Source organism: Atopomonas hussainii (assembly GCF_900109735.1).
GTDB classification, from domain to species: Bacteria; Pseudomonadota; Gammaproteobacteria; order Pseudomonadales; family Pseudomonadaceae; genus Atopomonas; species Atopomonas hussainii.
The window spans coordinates 1-24,546 of sequence record NZ_FOAS01000010.1 but is presented as its reverse complement, the minus strand read 5'-3'; the positions used below and the strand labels follow the sequence as shown (position 1 = coordinate 24,546).

Here is a 24,546-nt window from a genome sequence, read left to right as displayed (position 1 = left end):
AGCACACACTTTATTTCCAGCTATCGTAGGGAATACCGTACTTCTCGATATATTCCTTCGCCGCAGGTGAAAGCGATCGGTATTTTGATGACTTACCGCGCCAAGGGCCTTCTTCAACCACTTCGGCCTGCAAACGCATAACCTCAGTTGCTCTAATGCAAGTACCACCCTGAACAACCCGAACAATACCGCCCGGCGCCAAGTGCAACCCTATTCTGTTACGTATAGGCTTAAACTGACACTCAACATCAAGTGGTTTCCGCATAGCCGCTCTCATTTCATCGGTTACCTTAACGATTGCCTTATAAACCTGCGGTTCAGCTATCGATTGCCAGCGCACAAAAATTTGATCCGGCAAGTCATACCCAAACATGTAACGGCCACTGCCCGTACCGACGACCCGTTTCCATCCGTATGGGTCCCCTGTATTGCCTGCTGGGCTAGCCATGGAAACCACACCGCCGCCAGCACGAAAATTCACATTACCTTGAACGTCTTTGAACTGTACATCCTCCAACCAAGCCTCCATATAAGCAGGCGCAGCAAATCCCAAATACCAAGTTTCATCCGGATCACGTGCTGAAGAAGAAGTGCAACCAGAAAGAAAAAATACCAATAAAAAAACATGCCAAACATTATTCATTAGGATGCACCACACGCTTACCTTGCTGAGCAGGCCTATTAACAAAAACAATATCCAAGTCACTACCATTGAAGCCTTTTGCCGCATTCCAATGTGCCGAATTATGGATATAGCGCCTGCGCAGCAAGGCTTCTTCTGAAGCGCTCAACGCAGGCCCCGTGCCGCCTTTCAGCACATAGCCATAAAGCTTTTCATGAATGCTTTGCAGCTCTTGTGGCAGCGCCAAATCTTGATCGGCCTCATCAATGGGTGAAAACGGTACGCTATGCGCTTCCGCCAAGTCGCGCATAATCCGCAAATACACCAATGACAGACTGCCTTTCACTTGGCGCTCGACGCCCACCGCCGCATAAATATGCTCTTGCGGGGTAGCATCACGCTCTTGTTGAACTTCATATGGCTTCCGCCAAGTCACCACCCGCAACGCCTGCTGATCGCTGCTCGACACAATGCCCTTGTTCTGCCAATCAGCTAATTTTTCAACAGCCTCTTGATAAGCAGCAACATGGTCAAACGATGAGTTTTTTGATAACAAGTTAGACATTGGCCGCGACAAAAACAGTTTTTCCGTCGCACTCGGCAAATAGCCGCCACCGACATCAGAATGCACGCCCGGCACGACAACATCTATTCCGGCACTATTCAGTGCAAAATTCTCACGAACTTCATCACGCGCCACTAAGTGAACTATTTTTTTGGCACAGCCATCACGCAAGAAAACATCTACACCAACATTATCTGAATTTGCACCACTAAAATCACCGTATAGCGGATTAGCAATCGCCGCCACCGTATCAAATAATCCCAAAAAAATTACATTACAGTCGCTATTAAGCTGCCACGAAAAGCCATCAACCGCACGCACCGATGACTTAATAGTAGTAACCAGTTCGCTTTCTGTGCCTTTTGCCAATTCATTAACAAAACTTCTCGCAGCTGCAGCACCACGACTAAAACCAAACACATCGAAGCAAACAGACTCTACTAAAACCTCAGGGCTTTCCGTCAAAAGCTCGCTAATATTCTGCGCAATCAACTTCCCACACTCTTCAACACGAGCCGCAACACCAGTCTCGCCCAAGCCAGTTGCTTGTGAGAATAAAACATCTTCCGCACCGCTTAGCGTGCCTATACCATCAACATAAACCTTTACCGACTTAAAACCTCTTTCACCTCCACCGTATGCCACATCATCCAAGTACAAGTCATACAGCCGCGCCACATTACTTAAATCATTACCATAACTATTATCCGGCGAACTACCTTCGCCGTCGTAGCCGTACTTAGCGCAATGCTCCCGAACTGCCTCTGCCACATCGGTCATATCTAAGTCGGGGGAAAAACACTGGCGTACTGTTTCGGTATTGTTTTTGTTGTTACCTGTGCCATCAAAGAACACACCGATACGCAGGGTAATGGCCTGCTGAGTGAGCTCTTCGATTTCGACTTCTTCTTCCTCTTCTTCCAGCGGTACATCAGCCAGCTCTTCGGCGGTAAACAGCTCGGGCTTGGTCAGGCTGTTCGCCTGTGGCAGATCGAGCAGTTCGCCGGCTAAGGCCTTGGCGGCCATGGCTGGGGTGAGCGGCGTCAACAACTGCAAGCCGCTGCCCTTGCCGGGGCTGCCGCCGGAGTTGAGTTTGATTTGTGCGCCGCTGAGGGTGATGCCGCTGGGGTCTAGTTTGAGGAAGCTGCCGCCGGCGCTGGCGGTGAGTTCCATGCCGGCGTCGACCACCAGCTTGTTGCCGGCGTAGTAGTGGATTTCGTTGCCGGCTTCGACGAACTGGCCGCTGCCGAGTTTGACGTGCTGGGTGTCGGCCACTTTCAGGTGATCGCTGAGCTTGACCTCGGTTTTGCGGTCTTTGAGGATTAGGCGGTGTTCTTCGCCACGGATCTCGGTGTGGCTGTTGGCCTCGACTGTGTCATGCCGCTCGTTGCCGATGCGGAGGCGTTGGTCGTGCTCAATGTTTTCGTCCCAGTCACGCTGGGCGTGCAAGTAGATCTGCTCTTGGCCTTTTTTGTCTTCGATGCGCAGTTCGTTGTAGCCCCCGCCGCCGGGGCTGGAGAGGGTTTTGAACACGCTGCGGGTTTTGTTCGCCGGCAGGTCGTAGGGCACCAGATGCTCTTTATGGAACAGGCAGCCGGTGACTAAAGGCTGATCTGGGTCACCTTCTAAGAAGGTGACTAACACTTCCATGCCGATACGCGGGATGGCGATGCCGCCGTAGCGGTCGCCGGCCCAATTGCTCGCCACGCGCAGCCAGCAGCTGGTGTGCTCGTTGGCTTGGCCTTCGCGGTCCCAGTGGAATTGCACTTTGATGCGGCCGTATTCGTCGCAATGGATTTCTTCACCCTGCGGGCCGGTGACCACGGCGGTTTGGCTGCCGAGCACGTGTGGTTTGCGGTGCACAAACGGCGGGCGGTACGGCACTTGCCACGGGGTGACGAGGAAGTGGTTGCGGTAGCCTTGTTCAAAACTCTCAGTGCTTTCTAGGCCCTCACTGCTTTTTAGGCCCTCACCCCTAGCCCCTCTCCCCAGGGGAGAGGGGAAGTTAAGGATGTCGGCGTTTTCTTCCAGCACTTGCGGTTGTTTGCCGTGATGCAGCACTTCGGTGAGCAGCCAGAGGTCGTTCCACTCTTTGCGCGGGTGGTCGCTGATTTCCAGCAGGTGGCCGGTGACCAAGCGCGGTTGGTCGCTGTCGCCTTGGCCTTGTTGGTAGTCGGCGCGGTGGCGTTCTTGAATGCGTTGGCTTAAGTGTTTACCGCGCGGGCGCTCGCTGAAGGCGCCGGGGTAGTCGTAGTCTTCCAGAACCGGTTCGCGGCGTTCATCGTTTGGCGTAAAGGCTGCTTCCATGAGCAGACGCGGTTTTTCGAAGTCGTAGTCACGCCGAGTCACACGGCGGGTTCGGCTGGCGACGCGCACGGCGAAGTGTTTGATCACCGGCTCGTCGGCGGTCATGCCGCTGTCGGGTAAATACACCGTGGGCTGGCCGAGTTTGCGGAAGCTGGTTTGGTCGTCGCCAAACACCAGCACATGGCCCGCCTCGCTGTGCTCGAAATGGTAGTGAATGCCCTCTTCTTCGCACAGGCGCTGGATAAAGTGCAGATCGCTTTCGTCGTACTGCACGCAGTAGGTGCGCTCGGGGTACAGGCTGCCGAGCTGGAAGCGGTAATCGGTGCTGGTGATGCCGTGTTCTTCCAGCACAGTGGCGATGATGTCGGCCACGGTTAGGTGCTGAAAAATCCGCTGGTTATGGCGCAGTGCCAAGTAGCTCAGCTGCGGCTGCAAGGTGACGTGATAGCGGGTTAACCGGTGGCCAGACTCGCCCTGCTCAACCCGTTGCAACAGGCCGTGCACACCTTCGCCTTGCGGGGTGAAGGCAAGAAACGCGCGGCGGTGCAGCAGCGACTCTAAATCCAGATCGGGCTGTTCGCTGACTAAGGTGATGTCGAAGCGATACGGCTGATTGAGCGCTTCGCGGCCCTCGAAGGCGAGCACTTGCAGGTCGTGCTCTAGCCCGTCGATGGCGAGGGTGAAATGCGCGGTGTTGGCCGGGTTAAACATGGCTATCGTCCTTGATCGTTTTACACATCCGCCGAGCTAATGCGCAGCCGTTCCATGCGGTACAGCAAGGTGCGGCGCGGTAAGCCCAGTTCCTTGGCGGTGTGGGTCTGGTTTCCGTTATTGCGGCGCAGCGATTGCAGCAGTAGCTGGCGTTCGACTTGCTCCATGCACTCACGAAAACTGAGTGCGCCATTATCTGCCAGCAGTGGTGGCAAGGTCGTGGCACTGGTTCCCAAATTAAAGTGCTCGGGCAGCAGCTCGCCGCCTTCACACAGCAGCACGGCGCGCTCGACTAAGCCTTTCAGCTCGCGCACGTTGCCGGGGAAGGCATAGCCACGCAGACACTTGAGTGCCTCGGGCGACCAGCGCAGCAGGTCGCGTTGCAGATAAGCGCAGGCCTTGTCGGCAAAAGAACGCGCCAGCATGAGGATGTCGTCGCCGCGCTCACGCAGCGCCGGCAGACCAATCGGGAAGTTAGCTAAGCGGTAGTACAAGTCTTCGCGGAACTGCCCCAAGCGCGCCATGCCAAGCAGATCACGATGGGTGGCGGCAATGATGCGCACATCCACCTTGTGGGTTTGCGTGGAGCCCAACGGACGCACTTCGCCTTCTTGCAGCACGCGCAGCAGCTTGGCTTGCAGGGTCAGCGGCATGTCGCCGATTTCATCTAAAAACAGCGTGCCGCCGTTAGCAGCATCGAGCAGGCCTTCGCGGTCGCGGTCGGCGCCGCTAAAGGCGCCTTTGCGATAACCAAACAGCTCGCTCTCCAGCAGGCTCTCCGGCAGGCTGGCGCAGTTTTGCACCACAAACGGCTTGTTGCGGCGCACGCCGTGATCGTGAATGGCGCGGGCGACCAGCTCTTTGCCGGTGCCGGTTTCGCCGGTGAGCAACACGCTGACGGGGTTATCCAGCACTTTGCCGATCAGCTGATAGACGCTGCGCATCGCTGGGCTGTCGCCGGTTAAACCGTAATCGGCGCTGCGCAAGCGGCTGCTATCGACTTGGCCGCCGCGCAGGCGCGAGATCAGCTGATGTTGGGTGAGTGCAAAGCTGCCGAGTGATTGCAGCGAGTCGGCGAAGTGCTCCAGCGAACCGCTACGCCGCCCAGCACAGAGCAGCACGCCTTGGGTGCGCCCTCGGCTGTCTTGCCACGGCAGGCATAACAGGCTGCGCCACACTGGCGAGCGCTCGGGTAAAAAACTGGTGTCGAAGGGGCTGCTGAGCAGGTCTTCAATCGCCAGCACCCGGTTCTGGCACAGGCTGTACTGCAGCAGTTGCTGGTCGGCGTAGTCGGCACTCAGGCTGCAATCGGCCTCGGCCACGCGGCGGCCATCCAGCCACTGCGCGGCCAGTTGCAGGCGCGTGTGGGTGTCGTCGAGCAAATACACTTGGCTCAGCTGGCAGTCGGTTAGGCGCACCAGCGCGGCGGCCAGTTCGCTAAACAGGCTGGCGGCATCTTGGCTTTTGCCCAGCAGGGTGTAGTGCGCCAGCAAACGCTCGGCATACAACAAGGGCTGGCTGATGTGTTGGAACACGGGCGTCTCCTTACGCAAATTCACAGATCACCGCCTGTTCACCGTCCACGGTGGCGTGTACCTGTTTGAGCACTTCGCCGCTGGTCATGCCGTCGAGCAGACGGTCGACCACCTGCGGCAACAGCAGTTGTTCCAGCAGCTGGTCGATCAGGCGCGCGCCGCTCTCGCTGTGCGTGCAACGCGCCACCAGCTCGCTGACCAGCGCGGGGCTGAAGCTGAATGCCAACTGGCGACGCGCCAAGCGCTCGCCGAAGCGCTGCAGTTTGAGCTCGACCAACTCGCTGAGCAGTTCGCCATTGACCGGGTAATACGGCACCACGCGCATACGACCCAGCAGCGCCGGCTTAAAGTGACGGCTCAGCGCTGGGCGGATGTGCTCCAGCAGGTGCTCAGCTTCAGGCCGTTGACCATCGGCGCACAGCGCGCTGATTTGCTCGCTGGCCAGATTCGAGGTGAGCAGAATCAGCGTGTTGCGAAAATCAATTTCGCGGCCTTCGCCATCGTTGGCCACGCCCTTATCGAAGATTTGGTAGAACAGGTTGAGCACGTCGGGGTCGGCTTTTTCTACCTCATCGAGGAGGATTACCGAGTAGGGCTTCTGGCGTACTGCTTCGGTGAGCATGCCGCCCTCGCCGTAGCCCACGTAGCCGGGCGGCGAGCCGATCAGGCGCGAGACTGTGTGCTTCTCCTGAAACTCCGACATGTTGATCACGGTTAAAAAGCGTTCGCCGCCGTAGAGCAAATCGGCCAGCGCCAGCGCGGTTTCGGTTTTGCCCACGCCGCTAGGGCCAACCAAGAGGAACACGCCGGTCGGTGCCAACGGGTTATTCAGCCCCGCCGCCGCCGCGCGCATACTGCGATCCAGTGCCTGCACGGCTTGTTCCTGACCGCGCACGCGGCTGCGCAAATCGCCGGCAAAACTGGCCACTTTCAGATTGTGCTCGCGCGCTAACTGGCTAAGCGGCACGCCGGTCCACTGGCTGATCACTTCGGCCACCAAGCGCGGGCAAACCTCGTAACTGACCAAGCGCTGCTCGCTTTGCAGTTCGCTAAGCTGTGCCTGCAGGCGCACTAAGCGCTCGGCGGGGGTTTCTTGAAGCTCATCAGCCGCCAGCTCGCTAGCCGCTTGATCTACGCCCTCTTCAACCTGCTCTGCTGCAACCAGCGTCGGTTGGGCCAGCTGTTGGCGCAGGCTAAGCAGTTCGCTGGCCAGTTCGCGCTGGGCTTGCCATGCGTTGGCCAGTGCGGCCTCTTGTTCGCGCAGCTGTGGCAGGCGCTCGACCAGCTCATCCAGCACACTGCGCTCGGCTAATACGCCGGTGGCGTGGTCACGCTCTAACGCGGCTTGCTGGCGTTCGCCTTCGGCCAGTTCGTTACGCAGGCGTTCTAACGCGGCCGGCGGCGCGGCAAGGCTGATGCGCACGCGGGCGCAGGCGGTGTCCAGCACGTCCACGGCTTTATCCGGCAGTTGGCGACCGGCCAAGTAGCGGGCAGACAGCTCGGCGGCGGCCTGCACGGCGTCATCGCGCAGATACACACCGTGGCTTTGCTGATACACGGGTGCGAGGCCACGCAGAATGGTCACCGCCTCGCTGACGGTGGGCTCCAGCAGCTTGACCGGCTGGAAGCGCCGCGCCAGTGCGGGGTCTTTCTCAAAGTATTTTTTGTACTCGCTCCACGTAGTAGCGGCGATGGTGCGCAGCTCGCCACGCGCCAGCGCAGGCTTGAGCAGGTTAGCGGCATCCGAACCACCGGCTTGTGCGCCCGCGCCGATCAGGGTGTGCGCTTCGTCGATAAACAGAATGATCGGTTTAGCCGAGGTTTTTACCTCGTCGATCACGCCTTGTAAGCGGCGCTCGAACTCACCTTTCACACTCGCCCCGGCTTGCAGCAGGCCCATGTCCAACGCCAGCAGCTCAACGCCATGCAGCGCCTGTGGCACGTCACCTTGGGCGATGCGCAGCGCTAAGCCTTCAACCACGGCGGTTTTACCCACGCCGGCCTCACCCACCACGATGGGGTTGTTTTTCCGCCGCCGCGCGAGGATGTCGATCATCTGGCTGATCGCCTCGTCGCGACACAGCACCGGGTCTAAGCGGCCTTCGCGGGCTTGCTGGGTGTAGTTGTGGGTAAAACGCGCCAGCGCCGATTCGCCCGGCGCGGCGTTACGTGGCGCACTGTCTTGCTCACCTTGGCTATCGATAAAGGCGCGCAAGCGCGGCAGGTTGATGCTTTGCAACACGTTGGCCGCGCGACCGCCGATATAGCGCAGTGGGTTAGCCAACAAGGTCAGCAGCAGCGCCGGTTCATCCACGTGGCCGCGCTTGAGTTCTAGGTTCGCCAGTAGCAGCGCATCTTGCAGCCACTGCACCAGCTCGACGGCAAATACTGGGCTGCGGCTTTCGCCCAGCTCACCACGCGGTTGCAGCAAGGTGACCAGCTCGGCACTGTCGGCACCAGCGTCGTTTAACGCACGCTGCAGCAGGCTGTCGGCTTCGCCATCGAGCAACACCAAGAGCAAATCTTCGGGAAGGATCTTGCTGCCCGCGCGGCCAATGCAGCGCTCGGCGGCGGCCTCCAGCTGACCGCGACCGCGGCTGTCGAGGGCTTGCACCAGTTGTTGCAGGTTTACATCAATCATTGTTTCGTCCTTAAAGCAGGCGGCCTTTACAGGCCCGTCCTTGATTGCGGTCGGCAGTTGAGAGTGACCACACCCTCGGCGTTTTCGAGACCTAGCCAACTGGTCCAGCCCAAACGACAGGCGTTGTCTTGCCCGAGGCTCAGCTCGCGCATGGCGTCGCGGCGAATTTGCAGGCGCAGGTCGTAATCCAGCGGATCGCGCAGGGTGAAACGCACTAGCTCGTAGAGCGGCACATGGCCTTCGCCAATCGGTAAAAATTCGTGAAAGCGCTGCCAATCCAGCTCGCGGATATGAATGCGGAACTTGCCGCCGCGATCACGCACGCGCTCACCGAGCACTAGGCTGTCGCCCAGCGCGCTGTTGGCCAGGCCCAAGCCATTGCGCTGCTCGGGGAGGATTTCCACTTGCCGCTCAAGGCATTGCTCGATGCGCAGGTCGGCATGCTTGAAGTAGTAACGCAGCACCGCTTCCACCAACGCCGCCGAGTGGGCGCGCAGGCTGAGCAGGCCGAGATAAGGCAACAGGCGTTTCCAGTTCAACTCCGAACTCTGGCGCAGTTCGTGGCCGCCCAAGCCGATCAGGGCGAACAAGCGCTCGGAGAAACGATCGCGCGCACCGGCCTGATAGCTGGCGCGGTAGCGGTACTTGCGCCAGATCGGCAGCAGCAGGCGCTGTAAGCGATGGTGGAACAGGTCGAGAAAATCGCGCGTCGGGTTGCCGTCTTGGCTATCGCCCAACGCTTGCTCGCTGTAGAAGGCCGGCAGCGGCGAGTTGGCGCCGCACAGGCCAATCACGTTCAAGCGCATGCGCGCGCGCAGCACGCCGTGCTCCTCGAAAAACTCCACGCGATCAACGTCGCTGCCGGGGAAGCCCAAGCTCGGGTTGGCTTGTAGCTCTAGGCAGTCGTCCAGCTGTTCGTCATCTAACTGCGGGTTGGCCTCGGCCAGCTGGGCGCGCACCTGCTCCATGGCTTGGAACAGGTGGTAGAGGCGAATTTCGCGACTCAGGCGCGTTATAGGATGGGCTGCATGCCCATACGCGGCGTCCATGCGTACTCCTCTCCCTGTTCACTGTGCACGCGCAGTTCGTGGTACGAGTTCAAGCTGGCGTACAAAGCAAAAAACTCGTTAAGCACTGAGGCGAACAAAAACAGATCGCCCTCGCCGATAAAGCACTCCTGATCCATCTGCAGTTCGGTACGCACCCCGCGCACCGGCAAGCCTTTGAGCAGGCGATCGACATGCTTGTGCTGAATGCCTTTCAGGCCGCTTAACTGGCGGCGGCTGATGCGCTCGGCGTGCTGGTCGTAATAGCGCGGGAAGTCGTAGGTTTGCAGAATCACCCGCAGCGCCTCGACATCGGCCAGCGACAGGTAATTCAGCGACATGTTGGAAATCAGCTTCCACAAAAAATCCCGATTAAGCGGCGGCGCATAGTGCGCAGTAGCGGGAATAATGTTGCGAAAACGCAAGAACTCGGGGGTATCTTCGCTCGGCAGGCAGATATCGCCCACCGCCAGCTGACGCGGCAAATTCTGATTGGTGCAAGTCAGCTCAATGGAAATCGTCTCGTGCTGCTCGCCGGGGCGCTGGCTGAAACTGAGGTAAGTATCCAAGCTGCTATCCAGCAGCGAGGGGCGCTGGCGCACGCTGTAATACGGCCGACTGCGCTGTGCGCCGCTGGCCGGATCGTGCTCGAAGGATTCAAACGGCACGTACTCTTCATAACCCAAGCCACCCGGGCGCCAGCCGGTGACGCGCTCCACGGCAAACACGCCGCAGTGTTCGCTTTTGTGTTCGGCGGGCAGCAGCAAGTATTCGTCCTGCTTGCCGTCCATGCGAATCGGCAACGCATCGTGGGCAAACAAGTTAACCACCGGCGTGCAGTACAAGCGCACGTTATCCAGCGTCGGGCGAATGCGGTAGGCGGTGGCTTTGCAGATATCGAAGGTCAGCTCGAAACCACGCGCGGCTTTCTGCACCGCCTCAGGCCACTGGTTAAGGCGCTCTAGGCCCTCGACATCGACAAACAGGAACTTGTCCTGAAAGGCGTAGTACTCCTGCAGCAGGCGATAGCCGCGGAAGGTATTCAGCGGGTACGGCATCAAGGCGTCGTCTTCATCGAAGCCCACCGGCAGCACTTGCTCTGGGCGCAGGCGGAACTGCGCATCCAGCGGTTTGCCTTCGCCATCCAGCAACTGCACATTGATGCCGCTTAGGTTGCGCAGCAGCGCCAAGTAGAGCATCTGGCTGATAAAGCGCTCACCGGCAAAGTGCAGGCGCAGGTTAGACAGGCCAATGTCGCTTAACTGGCCATCGGCGCTCATCATTAAGCGCAGGCGCATCAGCGCCCCATCGCCCTGCACGGCATAATCCAGCTGAGTGGCCGCCAACGCATGCACCTGGGTTTGGTAGCAGGTGCGAAACTGACAGCGCACGCCGCTGTGCGGCTTAGCTTCCACCATCGTATGGCGGGTCACCGGCACACTGTTGGCGCTGTGCTTAAGCGGCTCAAACTGCAACATGCTGAACGCCGGCAGCGGGCGCATGTAGTTGGGCCACAGCAGCTGCATCAGCGAGTGGGTCAGCTCGGGCAGCTCATCATCCAGCTTCTGGCGCAGGCGCCCGGTTAAAAACGCAAAACCTTCGAGCAGGCGCTCGACATCCGGGTCGTGGCTGCCTTGGCCCAGGAAGGGCGCCAACGCTGGGCTGCGCTCTGAGAAGCGCTTGCCCAGTTGGCGCAGGGCGCTGATTTCGCTTTGGTAATAGCTGTTGAATGCCACTTAACTCACCTTGACCTGCCCGCTACCGTCCAGCTGCGCGCTAAAGCGCACCGGGCGCGGGCCGCCTTCCATGTGCAGGTTTGCTTCGATCGCAAAGGCCAAGCGCAGCGGGTCGTGCTCGCGCGGCAAAGGCACCACGCGCACGCGCGATAGGCGCGGCTCGTAGGCCTCGATAAAGCGTTCGATCGACAGGCGCGCTTGCTGCAAGGCATCGTGCAGGCTCAGGCGCATGTCGTTGAGATCTGGCAGCCCGTAGTCCGGCAGCGTTTGCACACTGCCGGCACGGGTGCTGAGCATTTTGCCCAAGTGCATGGCCACCGAGCCCATGAGCTGCGCCTCGGCCTCGCCGTCGGCTTTGCCGCGACGCACCGGGGCTTGACCAGCCAAGCGCTCGAACAGACTGACTTGGGCGTGCATGCCTTACTCCTTGTCCAACTTGCCGACCAGCGACAAGGTGAAGTCGGCGCCCATGTACTTGAAGTGCGGGCGTACCGACAGGCTCACGCGGTACCAACCCGGCTCGCCTTCGACATCAGCCACTTTGACTTGCGCGGCGCGCAGCGGACGGCGGCTACGTACTTCGGAGCTGGGGTTTTCTTGGTCGGCAACGAACTGACGAATCCACTTGTTCAGCTCCAGCTCAAGGTCGGTGCGCTCTTTCCACGCGCCGATTTGCTCGCGCTGCAGCACTTTCAGGTAGTGCGCCAGACGGTTAACGATGAACAGGTACGGCAGCTGGGTGCCCAGCTTGTAGTTCAGTTCCGCGGTGCGGCCTTCTTCGCTGGTGCCAAAGAACTTGGCCTTCTGCGCCGAGTTAGCGGAGAAGAACGCCGCGTTATCGCTGCCCTTACGCATGGTCAGGGCGATAAAGCCTTCTTCGGCCAGCTCGTATTCGCGACGGTCTGAAACCAGAACCTCGGTAGGAATCTTGGTCTCAATTTCGCCCATGCTCTCGAAGTGGTGCAGCGGCAGATCTTCTACCGCGCCACCGCTCTGCGGGCCGATGATGTTCGGGCACCAGCGGAACTTGGCGAAGCTATCGGTCAGACGCGAGGCGAAGGTGTAAGCGGTGTTGCCCCACAGGTAATGCTCGTGGCTGGCGGCGACGCTTTCTTTGTAGACAAACGACTTGACCGGATTTTCTTCTGGGTCGTACGGATGACGCAGCAAGAAGCGCGGCAGGGTCAGACCCACGTAGCGAGCATCTTCTTGCTCGCGGAAGCTCTGCCATTTGGTGAACTGCGGGCCTTCGAAGTGGTCCTTGAGGTCTTTCAAATCTGGCAGGCCAGTGAAGCTTTCCAGACCAAAGAATTTCGGGCCGGCGGCGGCAATAAACGGCGCGTGCGACATGCTCGCAACGCTGGCCACGTACTGCATGGTTTTGATGTCCGGCGCGCTGGGGTCGAAGAAGTAGTTGGCGATGATGCCGCCCACCGGCTGACCACCAAACTGGCCATATTCGGCGGTGTAGATGTGCTTATACAGGCCGGACTGCACGATCTCCGGCGAGTCTTCAAAGTCATCCAGCAGGTCTTGCTTGGAAACATTAAGCAGCTCGAGCTTGATGTTCTCGCGGAAGTTGGTGCGATCAACCAGCAGCTTCAGGCCACGCCACGAAGACTCCAGTGCTTGGAAGTCCTTGTGGTGGAGAATTTCGTCCATCTGCTGGCTCAGCTTGGCATCGATCTCGGCGATCATGCGATCGACCAACGCCTTCTTTACCGGCTCGTTGTTGTTCTGCGGCTTAAGCAGCTCTTCAATAAACGCCGACACGCCGCGCTTGGCGATGCCATAGGCTTCGTCTTCGGGGGTCAGTTTGGTTTCGGCAATAATCTTGTCGAGAATGCCCAGTTCGGCGGCGCCTTCGCCGCGCTCCATGACTGCACTTGTGCTCATGTTGACGGTCCTTGTCCTTATGCGTCTTGTTCAGCAGTGGCGTCTAGGCCCAGCTCGGCCAGTACGCGGTTGCGCGATTCGCCGTCGGCGAGCACGCCTTCGATAGCCTTGCGGAAGGCTGGGGCATTACCCAGCGGGCCTTTCAGGGCCATCAGCGCGTCGCGTAGTTCCATCAGCTTTTGCAGCTCGGGCACTTGCTCAACAATGCGCTCGGGGGTGAAATCTTTGAGGCTGTTGATCGGCATTTGAATCGCCAGATCTTCGTCCTCAGCGCCTTCTTGCAGGCGGTTCGGCACTTGCAGCGTCAGGTTCAGGCCTTGCTTGCCAAGCACTTCATCGAAGTTGTTTTTGTCGATGCTGATCGGCTTGCGGTCTTCCACCTTGCGCTCGTCGGCTTGTTGGGTGAAATCACCCAGCACCATGAGCTTTAAGGGCAGTTCGATTTCTTCCTGCGCATTGCCGGTGGCCGGCTTAAACGTGACGTTAACGCGTTCCTTGGGTGCTACTGAGCCTTCTTTGGCCATAGCGGTTCTCCTTGTGGGTTAGTCCAGTACCACTTCTAAATCGAGGTGGCACAGCCTGCGGTAAACCTCATCCCTGCGTTCGCGTACCGCATGGTTTTGCGGCAACAACTCGCAGCAACTGTGCAACAGACGCAGCACTTGTAGCGCTAGCTCCGGCTCCCACGCCGCAAGCCCGCTGCTATCGAGCGTCTGATCTAGGTTTTCTAATTGGGTTTTGGCCAGGTCGTATTTTTTCGCCTGCATGCACAGGCGCGCCATCGCGAGCTGCCAATGAAAGCGCTGGCGACCGCCTTGCGCTTGCTGCATGCCTTGCTTGAGTAGCTGCACGCAGACTTTCAAGCCTTCTTTACGCAAGCGCTGTTGTGCGTCTTGCAGGACCAGCTCCCACACGGGTTGCTCGCTGGCTTCAGCGTCGCCACGCGCCGTACTCGGCGCTTCGGCTTGGCCATGTGGCAGAACGTGGGCAGCAATCCAAGCGGCGGTTTCGGCATCAGCAAAGGGCTGGCCATCGTGAAAGCTCAAACTGGGCAAATCGGGGAAGCGCTTGAGCAGCAGTGACAACTGCACTTCTACTTCATGCGCGGCCAGCTCGTTATCCAACGCGGTGAGGCACTCCCAGACCAAGCGCTGGCCATCAAGCCAGAACGGCGAGCGCGCGACGCTGGCCTCTAAGTCCACCAGCAAGTCGGCATAGGCTTCTTGCTGCAGGCGCTCGCGGTAGTTGGCCAGTTTGTCGGCGGGCAAACCACGCAGACTGGTCACGCCATCGGCGTTGCGCTCGGGCAAGCTGTCGATACCCAGCCACAGCAAGCTGCGAGTCAAGCGCAACGGGCGCACATCACTGGCCTTTTGCTTTAACCAGTAGGCGCACAGGCTGCGGCTGCCGTCCTGCAGGGCGCGCAGCGATTTTTGCGCATCGCGCTCGTTATCAATCGGTGTGCTGGGGTTAATCAGCTGGCTGGCCGCTTGCTTGACCTGCGCCAGCACGGCACTGGCGGCACCGGGCTCAGGCTGGTTCTGCTCGGCACGCTTAAGCATCTCGGCCAGCTTGCGGTGCAGCGGCAACAGCAGCGGCGCTTGGTCGCCTAAGCGCTCGGCAAAAAAGTCATCCAGTGCCGTTAAGTGCTCATGCAGCTGGCGGAATAGCGCTTGTTGATCACGCAGGGGAATCGAGTCAGTGAGCAAGCCTTCCACGCGACCAAACAACCACGCCAGCGGCGCGCTACGGGTACGTTCTTTACGCGGATGCAGTTCGGCCCAATGCTGAGTACACAAGTGATGCAGTAAGGCGATGCCGCCCTGCAGGCCGGCGAACGACTCACGCTGATACAGGCCCCAGATATACCAAGCGGCGACGCGTAAGTCCTTGGATTGCTCACGCAGCAGCAGCTCGGCACCATCGACCACACTTTCCCAATCGATACTGCCAGCGCCCTGCAACGAGCCTGCTTTGGCCAGTTCGGTTTCAAGCTTTTCAAACTCGGGGCTATAGCGAACATCATCACCGGCGAACTGCGCCGCAGTGACTGGGTGTTTAGCAATATCGAGGCAGCGATTTAAACAAGCCGAGACGAATGTCATTCCGTGACAATTCTCACATTTATATCCGTATAAACAATGCAGATATGTTTGTCGAACAATTCCGCAATTAACGCTCAACAGCGGCAATTAACTGCGCAAAACGAAAGTGGCACAAGGCTAGACCTGACTTTGGTATAAAACAACCCCAAGCGATATTTCTGAAGCTTATTCAGAAACCATCAAAAACTCGCCAAGCAGACAGTAAAAGCCCTTACTTTTCAGCATGATAGGATAATTTACGCACAACACGAGCCCTGCTTAACACGCAAAAACAAACACAAATATGCGACCCAGCGCACAATTAGACCTGCGCAACTAATCGCCACAATTATCCAACCTCAACGCGACACAGTTCGCATTAAAATTTATTTGACGACAATATATCGACGCACACCTTATGCGCGGTAAAACTTACACAGCAACTGCGCAGCTTTCTGCGCATACCGTAATAGCTGCACACCTAATAAACTCAAACAAACCCACCATGAGCGCTTAATTAAAGGCCCGCATGAAGTTGGCACAGCTTTCGCTAATACTCGGCCACCTGGGCAATCACGCCCATTCATCCAAGGCAAGGAGATAGCCAATGCCAACACCCGCGTACATGACCATCGAAGGCGAAAAGCAAGGTCTGCTCACTTCCGGCACCTTCACTGAAGGCTCTGTCGGCAACATCTTCCAAGAAGGCCACGAAGACCAGATTCTGGTGCAAGCCTTCAATCACCAAGTGATCATTCCGCGCGACCCGCAGTCTGGCCAGCCGACCGGCCAGCGCGTGCACAAGCCGCTGATGATCACTAAGGTGTTCGACAAGAGCTCGCCGCTGATTTTCAACGCCCTGACCTCTGGTGAGCGCATGAAGAAGTGCCGCATCGAGTGGTACCGCACCTCTTCTACCGGCACCCAAGAGCACTACTACACCATCGAACTGGAAGACGCGATCATCGTTGACGTGCAGTCGCGCATGCCGAACTGCCAAGACCCAGGCCAAGCACACTTCACCCACCTGGAAGACGTGTACCTGACCTACCGCAAGATCGTTTGGACCCACGAAGTGTCTGGCACTTCAGGCTCCGACGACTGGCGTACGCCGATCTCCGCCTAAGGTGATCGCGCATGCCTAAGGCAGGACGCCTCGGCGACCAAGACACCGGCCATGACGCTTGCGGCCCAACCGCCGTCATTGCCGGTAGTCCTAACGTGTTGATCAACAACCTGCCCGCACTGCGCCTCGGCGATCCGCTGGCCGTGCATGGCTGTCCGGCGCACGCGCCGCATGGTCGCGCATTGGCCGTCGGTAGCGGCACGGTGCTGATCAACAACCTCCCCGCCGGGCGCGTCGGCGACGCCGTCAACTGTGGCGGCGTCATAGTGCAGGGCTCACCCAACGTACTGATTGGTTGAGTCCACAGGGCCAGGCTTGCCTGGCCCTACTCTTTTTTAAGCAAGGAACATAGGATGTTCGATCCCGCCAACCACACGCATTTTTCCCTGCAGATTGCTGGGCAAACCCACGGTTTCCAGGTGTTGTCGTTCAGTGGCGAAGAATCCCTGAACACGCCCTATCGGTTCGATATCGAACTGGTCAGCGAAAACCCCGCGTGGGATCTGGAAAAACTCCTCCATCAAAGCGCCTTCCTTGCGTTTAACCCCCAAGGCCACGGCATTCATGGCCAAGTTCACAGTGCGCTACAAGGCGACTCCGGCCAACGCTTAACGCGTTATCGCCTGCGCATCGAGCCCAAGCTCAGCTATTTAGCACTGCGCAATAACTTGCGCATCTTTCAGCAGCTCAGCGCGCAGCAGATCATTAGCCAAGTGCTCGAAGAGCACGGCATCTTAGGCGCCGATGTGCTGTGGCAGCTCAATGCCAGCTATGAGCCGCGTGTGTATTGCGTGCAGTACCACGAATCTGACCTGCACTTTGTGCAGCGCCTGTGTGAGGAAGAAGGCATTCACTACCACTTCCGCCACAGCGCCGCAGGCCACACGCTGGTGTTTGGCGATGACCAAAGCGGCTTCCTTGATCTACCCGTGCAGCAATACTTACAAGACTCCAGCCTGGTTGCGGATGACCCGGTAATCCGCCGCTTTGCCCTGCGTGTAGCCAGCCGCACGCGCCGCGTAACCCGCCGCGATTACGACTTTGAAAAGCCACGCCTGCTGATGGAAGCGGCGTTTCAACCCAACGACGCCCGCCGCGAGCCAGACCTTGAAGACTATGACTACCCCGCGCGCTTTACCGAACGCCCCCGCGGCAAGCAGCTCAGCCAACTAGCCCAAGAGCGCCACCGCGCCGATTACCAGCAAGCCAGCGGCCAGAGCAATCAACCCCTTTTAATCAGCGGCCACCTGCTGCCGCTCACCGAGCACCCACGCGCCGACCTTAATCAGCGCTGGCTACTGACCGGCATTCGCCACGAAGGCAAACAACCGCAGGTGCTCGAAGAAAACGCCGACATCCTTAATTTCCCCTCTCCCTCTGGACAAATCGGCAGGACAGCCGATTTGGGCAGCGCCAGCTGGCCGCAGGCCGAGCTACAGGGAACTAGCGAGTCCAGAGGGGCTAGGGGTGAGGGCCTAAAAAGCGGTGAAGATTTTGAACAAGGCTACCGCAACCACTTTATCGCCACCCCGTGGGACGTACCCTTCCGCCCCGCACTCAAGCACCCCAAGCCTCGCATCCTGGGCAGTCAAAGCGCCGTGGTCAGCGGCCCGCAAGGTGAAGAAATTCACTGCGACGCATACGGCCGCATCAAGGTGCAATTCCACTGGGACCGCGAAGGCCAAACAGACGAGCACACCAGCTGCTGGTTGCGCTTAGCCACCGGCTGGGCGGGCGACGGCTACGGCGCCCTCACCCTGCCGCGCATCGGCATGGAAGTGCTGGTGACCTTTCTAGAAGGCGACCCCGACCAACCGCTGATCACCGGCTGCCTGTTCCACAAAGAACACGTGGTGCCGTACGACCTACCAGCGAACAAAACCCGCAGCGTGTTCAAAACACTGTCCAGCCCGGGCGGTGCGGGCTACAACGAGTTGCGCATCGAAGACAAAAAGGGCCACGAGCAGATCTACCTACACGCCCAGCGCGACTGGGACGAAAACATCGAGCACGACCAAAAAATCCGCATCGGCCACGAACGCCACGACACCGTGGAGGCCAACTGCCACACCGAGATCCGCGGCGAAGAACACCGCACCACCGTGCAACCGCGCAAAACCCAGGTTAAAGCTAGCGACCACCTCACCGTGGGCAAAAACCAGCACATCAAGATCGGTGGCGGCCAATTCATCAAGGCAGGGCAAGAAATCCACCTCTCCAGCGGCCACAAGGTGGTGCTCGAAGCCGGCAGCGAACTCACCTTCAAAGCCGCCGGCAGCTTTATCAAACTCGACGCCAGCGGCATCACCTTGGTCGGCCCACTGATCAAAATCAACTCCGGCGGCAGCCCCGGCAAAGGCTCGGGGGCTAAGCCGCTGCTGCCCGGCAAGGTGCAGGCTGCGGATACGGATAAGGCCGGAGAGCTACTCATCCAAGCGCAGAAGCAGGCGCTGCAACGCAAGCAGCCGCTGTGCGCCATTTGCGAAGCCAGCAAACAGGGCGCGGAAAATGCCGAATAACACGCTCGCTCAGCTCCCAGTCAACCTACCTTGGAATAGCTCAGCCTACTTGCTGCTGGATGGCATTAGTGTCGACACGCTCGCTCAGCGTTTATATCAGTGGTCTGCTGCGCCTGACTTTGACGTGCTTTACCTCGATACCCTGTGGGCAAATCTCTCTGATGTATCGCCCTGCCTCATTCACCTTAGCGGTGCCCATGACTCCATTCTCGGCGCTTTTCTTGAAAACAGCGCTCACGAATGGGGCTACCTGCTCTTCAGTAACGCCAGCCGGGCAGCGCTGCTTAACCATTTACGCTGGCTAGCTTGTGTGCAGCATCCACTTGGCGCAGACATGTTATTGCGCCTAGCCGATCCTGCCGTTATCCACGCCCTGCTCCAACAGGCAGAGCAAGACAACGACAACACGCTCTTCGGCCCAATCGATCTAGCCGTCACGCCGGATAACATTCAAGACTGCTGGCATCAACACCATCGAGCCAGGCCTGCGCAAACCACAACGCCTAGGACCCGCTACCGACTAACTGAGCACCAGCTAGAGCGGTTAGGTGATGTCAGTTTTCGTAGCCTGATCATCCGTCTAGACGCCCACCTACATGACTATTTTCCCGACTATCAACCAACACTGAGTTCAACTGAGCGCTGGCAGCATCTTCAAGCCTTAGCCGATCAAGCCTATGCCCAAGGCTTTCATAGCGAGCATGAGATCACCCTCTACAGCAATATCTTCGCCCTGCTGGGCCCTACAGCGCTCGTCACTCATCACGACATTGCCGCACTGGTTAGCCAGCCCTCCTCGCTAAGCCCTAGCCAGCGCATCGAACAAGCGGCAGATATCGCCTACGCTCGGGCCTCGTCAGCGGAAAGGACGCCACATGACTCGTAACCCCAACCAAACCGACAAAAACAAGACTGACGCCAAAAGCCCCGTCGGTGCCTGCCCACTGATGAAGCACAAAGTGCAACTGCTGCCTTTGCGTTATGGCCTCGTCGAGCGGCTTGACCCTGCGGCCGAGCTAAATCTGCCCTACAAGCTTAAGTCACGCCCACTAGGCATCCGCCTCATTCGCGATGGTTGGCTCTACGTCATCGACAACAGCACTGGCTATTTACATGAATACCGTGTTGAACGCGGTTGCGTGACCAAGTTTGTTTGGCAAGGCAACGAAGCCGCACAGGATCAGCGCCAAGGCCAGTCCACAGAGAACTGCCTGATCTTTAAGCGCGGCAGCACATTGCATATTGCTTATTCACCAGTGCAGTGGACCGCCTTCAAGTGCTCGCAAATGCTCAAAAACTTCAAAGAGCGCGATCACTTCATGCAGCGTGTCGATCTTGCCAAAGTCAGCTGCGATAAAGGCGGGCAACACCTGCTCACCAGCCAACAAGCCCAGCAATGGCTGGCTGAGATAGCCGAGCCGCCAGCAACTACCCCAGCCATTGCAAACGCCAACCCGCAGGAAAGCCAAGACTACGCGTGGGAAGACACCTCACTTTTCCGCAAAACCACCCTAGGCGCCGTTAAAAAGCAGCTCTTGCCCAGCTATGAAAGTGATCACCTGTACCTAGTCTTTAAAGACAGCCTCGGGGTCATGCAAGACCTTGCCGAGGAGCAAGACATGGTTGTTAGTTGGATTGAAAGCTGGGTCCAACAAGGCCGCAACGACCTGAAATACGTCATCGGCAGCTATATCGAAACCCTCATGGTGGTTAATGAGAAAACCGCGCAAGGTGCCGGCACCAGCAAGGCCCTCTTTGAAAAAACCACCCCAGCCCAACGGCAAAGCATTTACGACTACATCAACGCTCGCAATGAGCTAGACGGCCTACCCAATTACAGCGCCGGTCGATCGCACTACCCCGGCTACCGTATCGACCCAAGAAAAAAAGCCGCCCGTGACAATGTCACCCACAAGAAGCAAACCATGCACACCGCGCTGGGCGACGCGCTGTATGAAGAGCTTGAAGACGACATTGAGGCTATCGAAGACCATAGCCATGCAGCCCTAGAGGGCAAAGGCTGGGGCGCTCGCGGCATTCATGACTTAGTACGCCACCGCGAGATGCGCCAATACTTAGAGGCCGAGCGCGCACACCTCAAACGCTGGACAGCCCGCCTCGACCGTATCACCGCAGATCGTGTTGGCCTGTTCACCCAAACCGAATACCACCGCAGCGCTTGGCATTTCGACACCAACGTGGCCGATCAGCTCATGGCCGCCTTAGTCAGCGAGCAAAACTGCGTACGCGACCTATGCCGCACAGAAGAAAGCCTCAAAGCTGTCAGCGAGTATTTTCACAAGTACCCGTATTACATCTTGCCAGCCTTCGCCAGCCGCCTAGATTTGAACTTTTTGCTCAGCAAATCCGGCGATCTTATTAAATGGCTTGATGATGCACGCAACCTTAACAGCGGCCTGCAAGAGGCACAGCTTCGCCTGCATGAAGTGGGCGTGCTGCTGGGCAATCACTGGTCTAACAGCCTTAACCTCAACCCCGATGCCCACACCGTTAGCCAAGCCGTTAATGCCGCCTACTCACCCGCCATTGCCTTGGGCCTTCAAGAGTGGCTGGCAACACTGCAAAGCAAACTGAACAGCCCCGATCTAAAGACTCATTTAGACAAACTAGGCGCCTCTAATAACCGCGCCCTGCGCTTAAGCAACCTTGCCGCACTGCAGCAAGGCGGTGCCACCCTTAACGTAGCTACCGAGCAAGACGTAACCCTATTCAAGTCACGCCTAGCCACGCTAAACAACCTACTGCACCGCGAAAATCAACTACGTATTGAGCGCGACAAAGCCAAAAAAGACAGTAAGCGCCGCAGCCTAAGCGAAGCCCAACGACAAAACGCCAAAGCCCAAAAGCAGCAGCTTAACGGGCAGCTAACCAGCATCCGCCAACAGCGCGCCAGCGTAATGAGTCAACTGCAAGACGGCCTCATCACCACCAGCGCCGTTCAAACCGGCTTTATCGGCGTTCAGCTTAAAGTCGCGCCCGCGCAACAAAGTTTGCTCAATGAAGAAATTCGCCGCCTACAACTCGGTGTGCGTGGCGCCTATGGCGAAACGGGCGCCCACTCTGCGGCCCTGAAAAGTGCGGCCTTTCCGCTGCTGGCGCTCTTTCTTCAAGCACAAAACTTAGGCACTGCAATTAATGAATGGCGTACATCGCGACTTGCTGGCCGAACAACAATAAAACAAGACATTATTTTCCTTGGTGCACTCTTAGCGCCAGCTGCATCCGCGCTTTCTGTCTATCAAAATGCCCATATCACCCTTGTCGATAAAGCCTTTAAGAGCATCGCCACTAGCGCGGGCGGTAAGGCCGGTATGCAATTTGCCGTCAAGCTGGGCAAGCTGGGTTTAGGCCTAGGTGTGGTTATCTCCCCACTGGCCTTACTCGGCTCCATAGGCACCTCACTCAGTAACGGGAACAAATGGCTTGATGCCATGCGCACCGGCACCGCCAGTGAGCAAGCCGGCGCGCTGTTAGCGCTAGCAGGGGACACCAGCAGCAGCGCCGTCAACGCCGTCATTACCGCCAAAGCTTTTGCCGAATTCGGCGGTCTAATGATGGACGTCGCGCGCGCGCCTACCGGCCAACGCACACTGGTCGCCAGCGCCGCTTGGGCTACCCGCGGTGTGCGCTACCTAAGCTTTGCCGCTCGCCTAAGCCCCTGGGGGCTAGTCGCTGCAGCTCTGCAACTAGGTGGCGAAGCGCTGTACAACTACAGCAATCTAGATGAGCAACAGCGCTGGCTACTTAGCTGCTGCTGGGGCTTAGACAACCAAGCGTGGGACTGGCCACGGCACGCCCAAACATTGGCCGAAGCCACGCTCCGCCCTGTGATTACAGACCAAGGCTTAAGCACCGACGTGGATACCGGCAACGCTTCACGATGCTTCATCCTGAGCCTACCTGGGGTAAGCTTGGCCAGCTTACGGCAAACACCACTGCGCCTAACCGCCGAATGGCAATATCAACGCTGGCCCGCGCAAGACGTTGGCAACATAGTGCGCGATGCCTTAAGCATCATTAGCGATAACCCATTACGCTTAAAGCTCGAGCTACCACCCAACTGGGCAGATAAACAGTCCACACTGCGCCTGCGCATTGCTGTACAACCCGAACTGGCCAACCAACCGCTCAAGCGCAACGACAGTCACCTGTACTATGTCGTACCGTTACACGTAGAAGCCCTAACACAACCCATCCAAGGGGTCTCGGCAGCAGGCCCAACCCTTATCGCCCCAAAGTGGATCGACATCAGCGCAGAACACGTATATGTCTCAGAATAAATACGATCGTTTACCCCATACCGGCGACTTCGAACAGGAAAACGGCACTGAGGTGTTTTACCTCTCACCCAAACCGGTCCCTACTGGCATGCCCCTATTAAGCAGCCAGCAATTGCATCAAGAGGCTAACTCTGTATATCTGGATGTTGGCGCAGGGCAAGGCAGTGTCGAGTTTGCTGTGCGTGCCTATATTGGTTCTGTGATGAATCTTTTAATCTTTTTCATCATAGCCACAGGCGGCATGGCCTCAGTCTCCCTTGAACTGGGAGACAGGCCTTTTTGGAGCGACTGGGGTAATTACCTTCTTAACCCCTATATGTGGGGCATTATTGGTTTTCTCGTATCTTTAATCGCTTACAACATGTTCCGTATCATCCGAGGTATTAGCACACGCTCGCCGGTTCGCTTTAACCGCCAGCGCCGTGAAGTGGCGTTGATCTATCGCGGCGATCCGCCGGTCATTGTCCCTTGGGAAGAGGTGATCGCCTGCGTTTCCGCCAGCAAAATAGTCACTCAATACGCCGTCATGCCCAGCTTTGCTTTGATGATCGGCTTGCGTAATGCCGAGAGCGGCGACGTCTACTGGGTCACCATTCCTAGCGGCACCCTCAGCCATGCCGTTGGTGAATGGGAAGCCATTCGGCAATACATGGAAGAAGGCCCCGAAGCTTTGCCCACACCTGTGCTCAGTGATGAGCAGTTTCAAGAAGGCACCGTGGCGTACTTCCATTTTTGCCGTCGCGGCTACCGTAGCCGACACTGGTGGCCGCGCTATGTATGGGGCTTTTTAGTGATTCAGTTCTGTAGCGGTTGGACCATCCCCTGCCACATCGCCCAGTGGATCAACCGCCGCCCGAAAGCCTTGTTCCCGAAAAGCGTACTCGACTGGTCCAAACCGCTGCCCAGCGCGCAGCACGCCCATCCCAGCGAAGCCCTGCTTAAAGAAAGCGCCGAAGTCCGCAAGGCCTACGCCAAAGGCCAAACCATGCTCGACTACTACAAAATCAAATTCACCGAACAACCGCCCGAGGCCGTTGTCGCCGCTGAGTAACGCAAAGAGCGTGCATGCCGCAGAATAAATACGACCGTTCGCTCCGCACCGGCCACTTCGAACAAAAAACAGCACCGAGGCCTTGGCGGCTATGCCAACTAAATGGCATAGCCAATCAAAGATGTTGGCCGCATCGTGCGCGATGCCTTAAGCATCATTAGCGATAACCCATTGCGCTTAAAGCTCGCGCTACCACCCGAGTGGGCAGATAAACAGCCCACGCTGCGTCTGCGCATTGTTGTACAACCCGAACTTGCCAACCAGCCGCTCAAGCACAACGACAGTCACCTGTACTATGTCGTACCGTTACGCGTAGAAGCCCTAACACAACCCATCCAAGGGGTCTCGGCAGCAGGCCCAACCCTTATCGCCCCAAAGTGGATCGACATCAGCGCAGAACACGTAT

At 58.1% G+C, this 24,546-nt stretch carries 17 protein-coding genes; 7 read left to right on the top strand and 10 right to left on the bottom strand.

Annotated features, from left to right (window positions below; all coding sequences use genetic code 11):
- Positions 1-10: 10 nt before the first annotated feature.
- The 10 genes from BMX80_RS10845 to tssA are packed head-to-tail and all read right to left on the bottom strand — an operon-like array spanning position 11 to position 15,164.
- A complete protein-coding gene (locus BMX80_RS10845) occupies positions 11-643 on the bottom strand; it encodes a DUF2931 family protein (protein WP_074868277.1) in 633 nt (210 codons plus the stop codon).
- Positions 636-4,205, bottom strand: coding sequence for a type VI secretion system tip protein TssI/VgrG (tssI, locus tag BMX80_RS10840; protein ID WP_074868272.1), 3,570 nt, complete (start codon positions 4,203-4,205; stop codon positions 636-638). Before tssI (BMX80_RS10840) ends, BMX80_RS10845 begins: the two co-directional genes overlap by 8 nt.
- A 20-nt stretch (positions 4,206-4,225) precedes the next feature.
- Complete coding sequence (locus tag BMX80_RS10835) at positions 4,226-5,740, bottom strand: sigma 54-interacting transcriptional regulator (protein WP_074868270.1); 1,515 nt, start codon at positions 5,738-5,740, stop codon at positions 4,226-4,228.
- Between the two features lie 10 nt (positions 5,741-5,750).
- The gene (gene tssH / locus BMX80_RS10830; RefSeq protein ID WP_074868267.1) at positions 5,751-8,381 is read right to left on the bottom strand and encodes a type VI secretion system ATPase TssH; all 2,631 of its coding nucleotides are present in this window, start codon (positions 8,379-8,381) and stop codon (positions 5,751-5,753) included.
- A gap of 26 nt (positions 8,382-8,407) precedes the next feature.
- Complete coding sequence (gene tssG / locus BMX80_RS10825) at positions 8,408-9,430, bottom strand: type VI secretion system baseplate subunit TssG (protein WP_074868264.1); 1,023 nt, start codon at positions 9,428-9,430, stop codon at positions 8,408-8,410.
- Positions 9,394-11,163 (bottom strand): type VI secretion system baseplate subunit TssF, encoded by a 1,770-nt coding sequence (gene tssF, locus BMX80_RS10820; RefSeq protein WP_074868262.1) that lies wholly within the window; start codon positions 11,161-11,163, stop codon positions 9,394-9,396. Before tssF ends, tssG begins: the two co-directional genes overlap by 37 nt.
- Positions 11,164-11,580 carry a type VI secretion system baseplate subunit TssE gene (gene tssE, locus BMX80_RS10815; RefSeq protein ID WP_074868259.1) on the bottom strand — a complete coding sequence of 139 codons (417 nt, stop codon included), beginning with the start codon at positions 11,578-11,580 and terminating at the stop codon, positions 11,164-11,166.
- Between the two features lie 3 nt (positions 11,581-11,583).
- Positions 11,584-13,059 (bottom strand): type VI secretion system contractile sheath large subunit, encoded by a 1,476-nt coding sequence (tssC, locus tag BMX80_RS10810; protein WP_074868255.1) that lies wholly within the window; start codon positions 13,057-13,059, stop codon positions 11,584-11,586.
- Between the two features lie 17 nt (positions 13,060-13,076).
- Entirely contained in the window at positions 13,077-13,583 is a 507-nt protein-coding gene (tssB, locus tag BMX80_RS10805) for a type VI secretion system contractile sheath small subunit (protein ID WP_074868252.1), read from the bottom strand.
- An 18-nt stretch (positions 13,584-13,601) separates the two neighbouring features.
- Positions 13,602-15,164 (bottom strand): type VI secretion system protein TssA, encoded by a 1,563-nt coding sequence (tssA, locus tag BMX80_RS10800; RefSeq protein ID WP_074868249.1) that lies wholly within the window; start codon positions 15,162-15,164, stop codon positions 13,602-13,604.
- A gap of 586 nt (positions 15,165-15,750) precedes the next feature.
- On the opposite strand from tssA, the gene BMX80_RS10795 reads away from it, so the two are divergent.
- The 7 genes from BMX80_RS10795 to BMX80_RS17895 all read left to right on the top strand — a co-directional run.
- Positions 15,751-16,269: an Hcp family type VI secretion system effector gene (locus BMX80_RS10795; protein ID WP_071871082.1), complete on the top strand. Its 519-nt coding sequence runs from the start codon at positions 15,751-15,753 to the stop codon at positions 16,267-16,269.
- A gap of 11 nt (positions 16,270-16,280) precedes the next feature.
- Positions 16,281-16,568, top strand: a complete 288-nt coding sequence (locus BMX80_RS10790; RefSeq protein WP_074868246.1) for a PAAR domain-containing protein — start codon at positions 16,281-16,283, stop codon at positions 16,566-16,568.
- A gap of 54 nt (positions 16,569-16,622) precedes the next feature.
- Positions 16,623-18,788: a type VI secretion system Vgr family protein gene (gene tssI / locus BMX80_RS10785; protein WP_074868245.1), complete on the top strand. Its 2,166-nt coding sequence runs from the start codon at positions 16,623-16,625 to the stop codon at positions 18,786-18,788.
- Complete coding sequence (locus BMX80_RS10780; protein WP_074868242.1) at positions 18,778-19,674, top strand: DUF4123 domain-containing protein; 897 nt, start codon at positions 18,778-18,780, stop codon at positions 19,672-19,674. The genes tssI (BMX80_RS10785) and BMX80_RS10780 overlap by 11 nt, the downstream gene beginning before the upstream one ends.
- Positions 19,664-23,089: a toxin VasX gene (locus BMX80_RS10775; RefSeq protein ID WP_074868239.1), complete on the top strand. Its 3,426-nt coding sequence runs from the start codon at positions 19,664-19,666 to the stop codon at positions 23,087-23,089. Before BMX80_RS10780 ends, BMX80_RS10775 begins: the two co-directional genes overlap by 11 nt.
- Positions 23,090-23,450: 361 nt before the next feature.
- A complete protein-coding gene (locus BMX80_RS10770; protein WP_074868615.1) occupies positions 23,451-24,140 on the top strand; it encodes a hypothetical protein in 690 nt (229 codons plus the stop codon).
- Between the two features lie 135 nt (positions 24,141-24,275).
- A partial coding sequence (locus BMX80_RS17895; protein ID WP_217641978.1) for a hypothetical protein occupies positions 24,276-24,546 on the top strand: 271 nt, incomplete at its 3' end.

Coding starts and splice junctions, on each gene's coding strand:
- tssH (WP_074868267.1), bottom strand. CDS start 8,381: ATGATTGATGTAAACCTGCAACAACTGGTGCAAGCCCTCGACAGCCGC.
- tssE (WP_074868259.1), bottom strand. CDS start 11,580: ATGCACGCCCAAGTCAGTCTGTTCGAGCGCTTGGCTGGTCAAGCCCCG.
- tssB (WP_074868252.1), bottom strand. CDS start 13,583: ATGGCCAAAGAAGGCTCAGTAGCACCCAAGGAACGCGTTAACGTCACG.
- BMX80_RS10845 (WP_074868277.1), bottom strand. CDS start 643: ATGAATAATGTTTGGCATGTTTTTTTATTGGTATTTTTTCTTTCTGGT.
- BMX80_RS10790 (WP_074868246.1), top strand. CDS start 16,281: ATGCCTAAGGCAGGACGCCTCGGCGACCAAGACACCGGCCATGACGCT.
- tssI (WP_074868245.1), top strand. CDS start 16,623: ATGTTCGATCCCGCCAACCACACGCATTTTTCCCTGCAGATTGCTGGG.
- tssI (WP_074868272.1), bottom strand. CDS start 4,205: ATGTTTAACCCGGCCAACACCGCGCATTTCACCCTCGCCATCGACGGG.
- tssA (WP_074868249.1), bottom strand. CDS start 15,164: ATGACATTCGTCTCGGCTTGTTTAAATCGCTGCCTCGATATTGCTAAA.
- BMX80_RS10775 (WP_074868239.1), top strand. CDS start 19,664: ATGACTCGTAACCCCAACCAAACCGACAAAAACAAGACTGACGCCAAA.
- tssC (WP_074868255.1), bottom strand. CDS start 13,059: ATGAGCACAAGTGCAGTCATGGAGCGCGGCGAAGGCGCCGCCGAACTG.
- BMX80_RS10780 (WP_074868242.1), top strand. CDS start 18,778: ATGCCGAATAACACGCTCGCTCAGCTCCCAGTCAACCTACCTTGGAAT.
- BMX80_RS10770 (WP_074868615.1), top strand. CDS start 23,451: ATGTTCCGTATCATCCGAGGTATTAGCACACGCTCGCCGGTTCGCTTT.
- BMX80_RS10795 (WP_071871082.1), top strand. CDS start 15,751: ATGCCAACACCCGCGTACATGACCATCGAAGGCGAAAAGCAAGGTCTG.
- tssG (WP_074868264.1), bottom strand. CDS start 9,430: ATGGACGCCGCGTATGGGCATGCAGCCCATCCTATAACGCGCCTGAGT.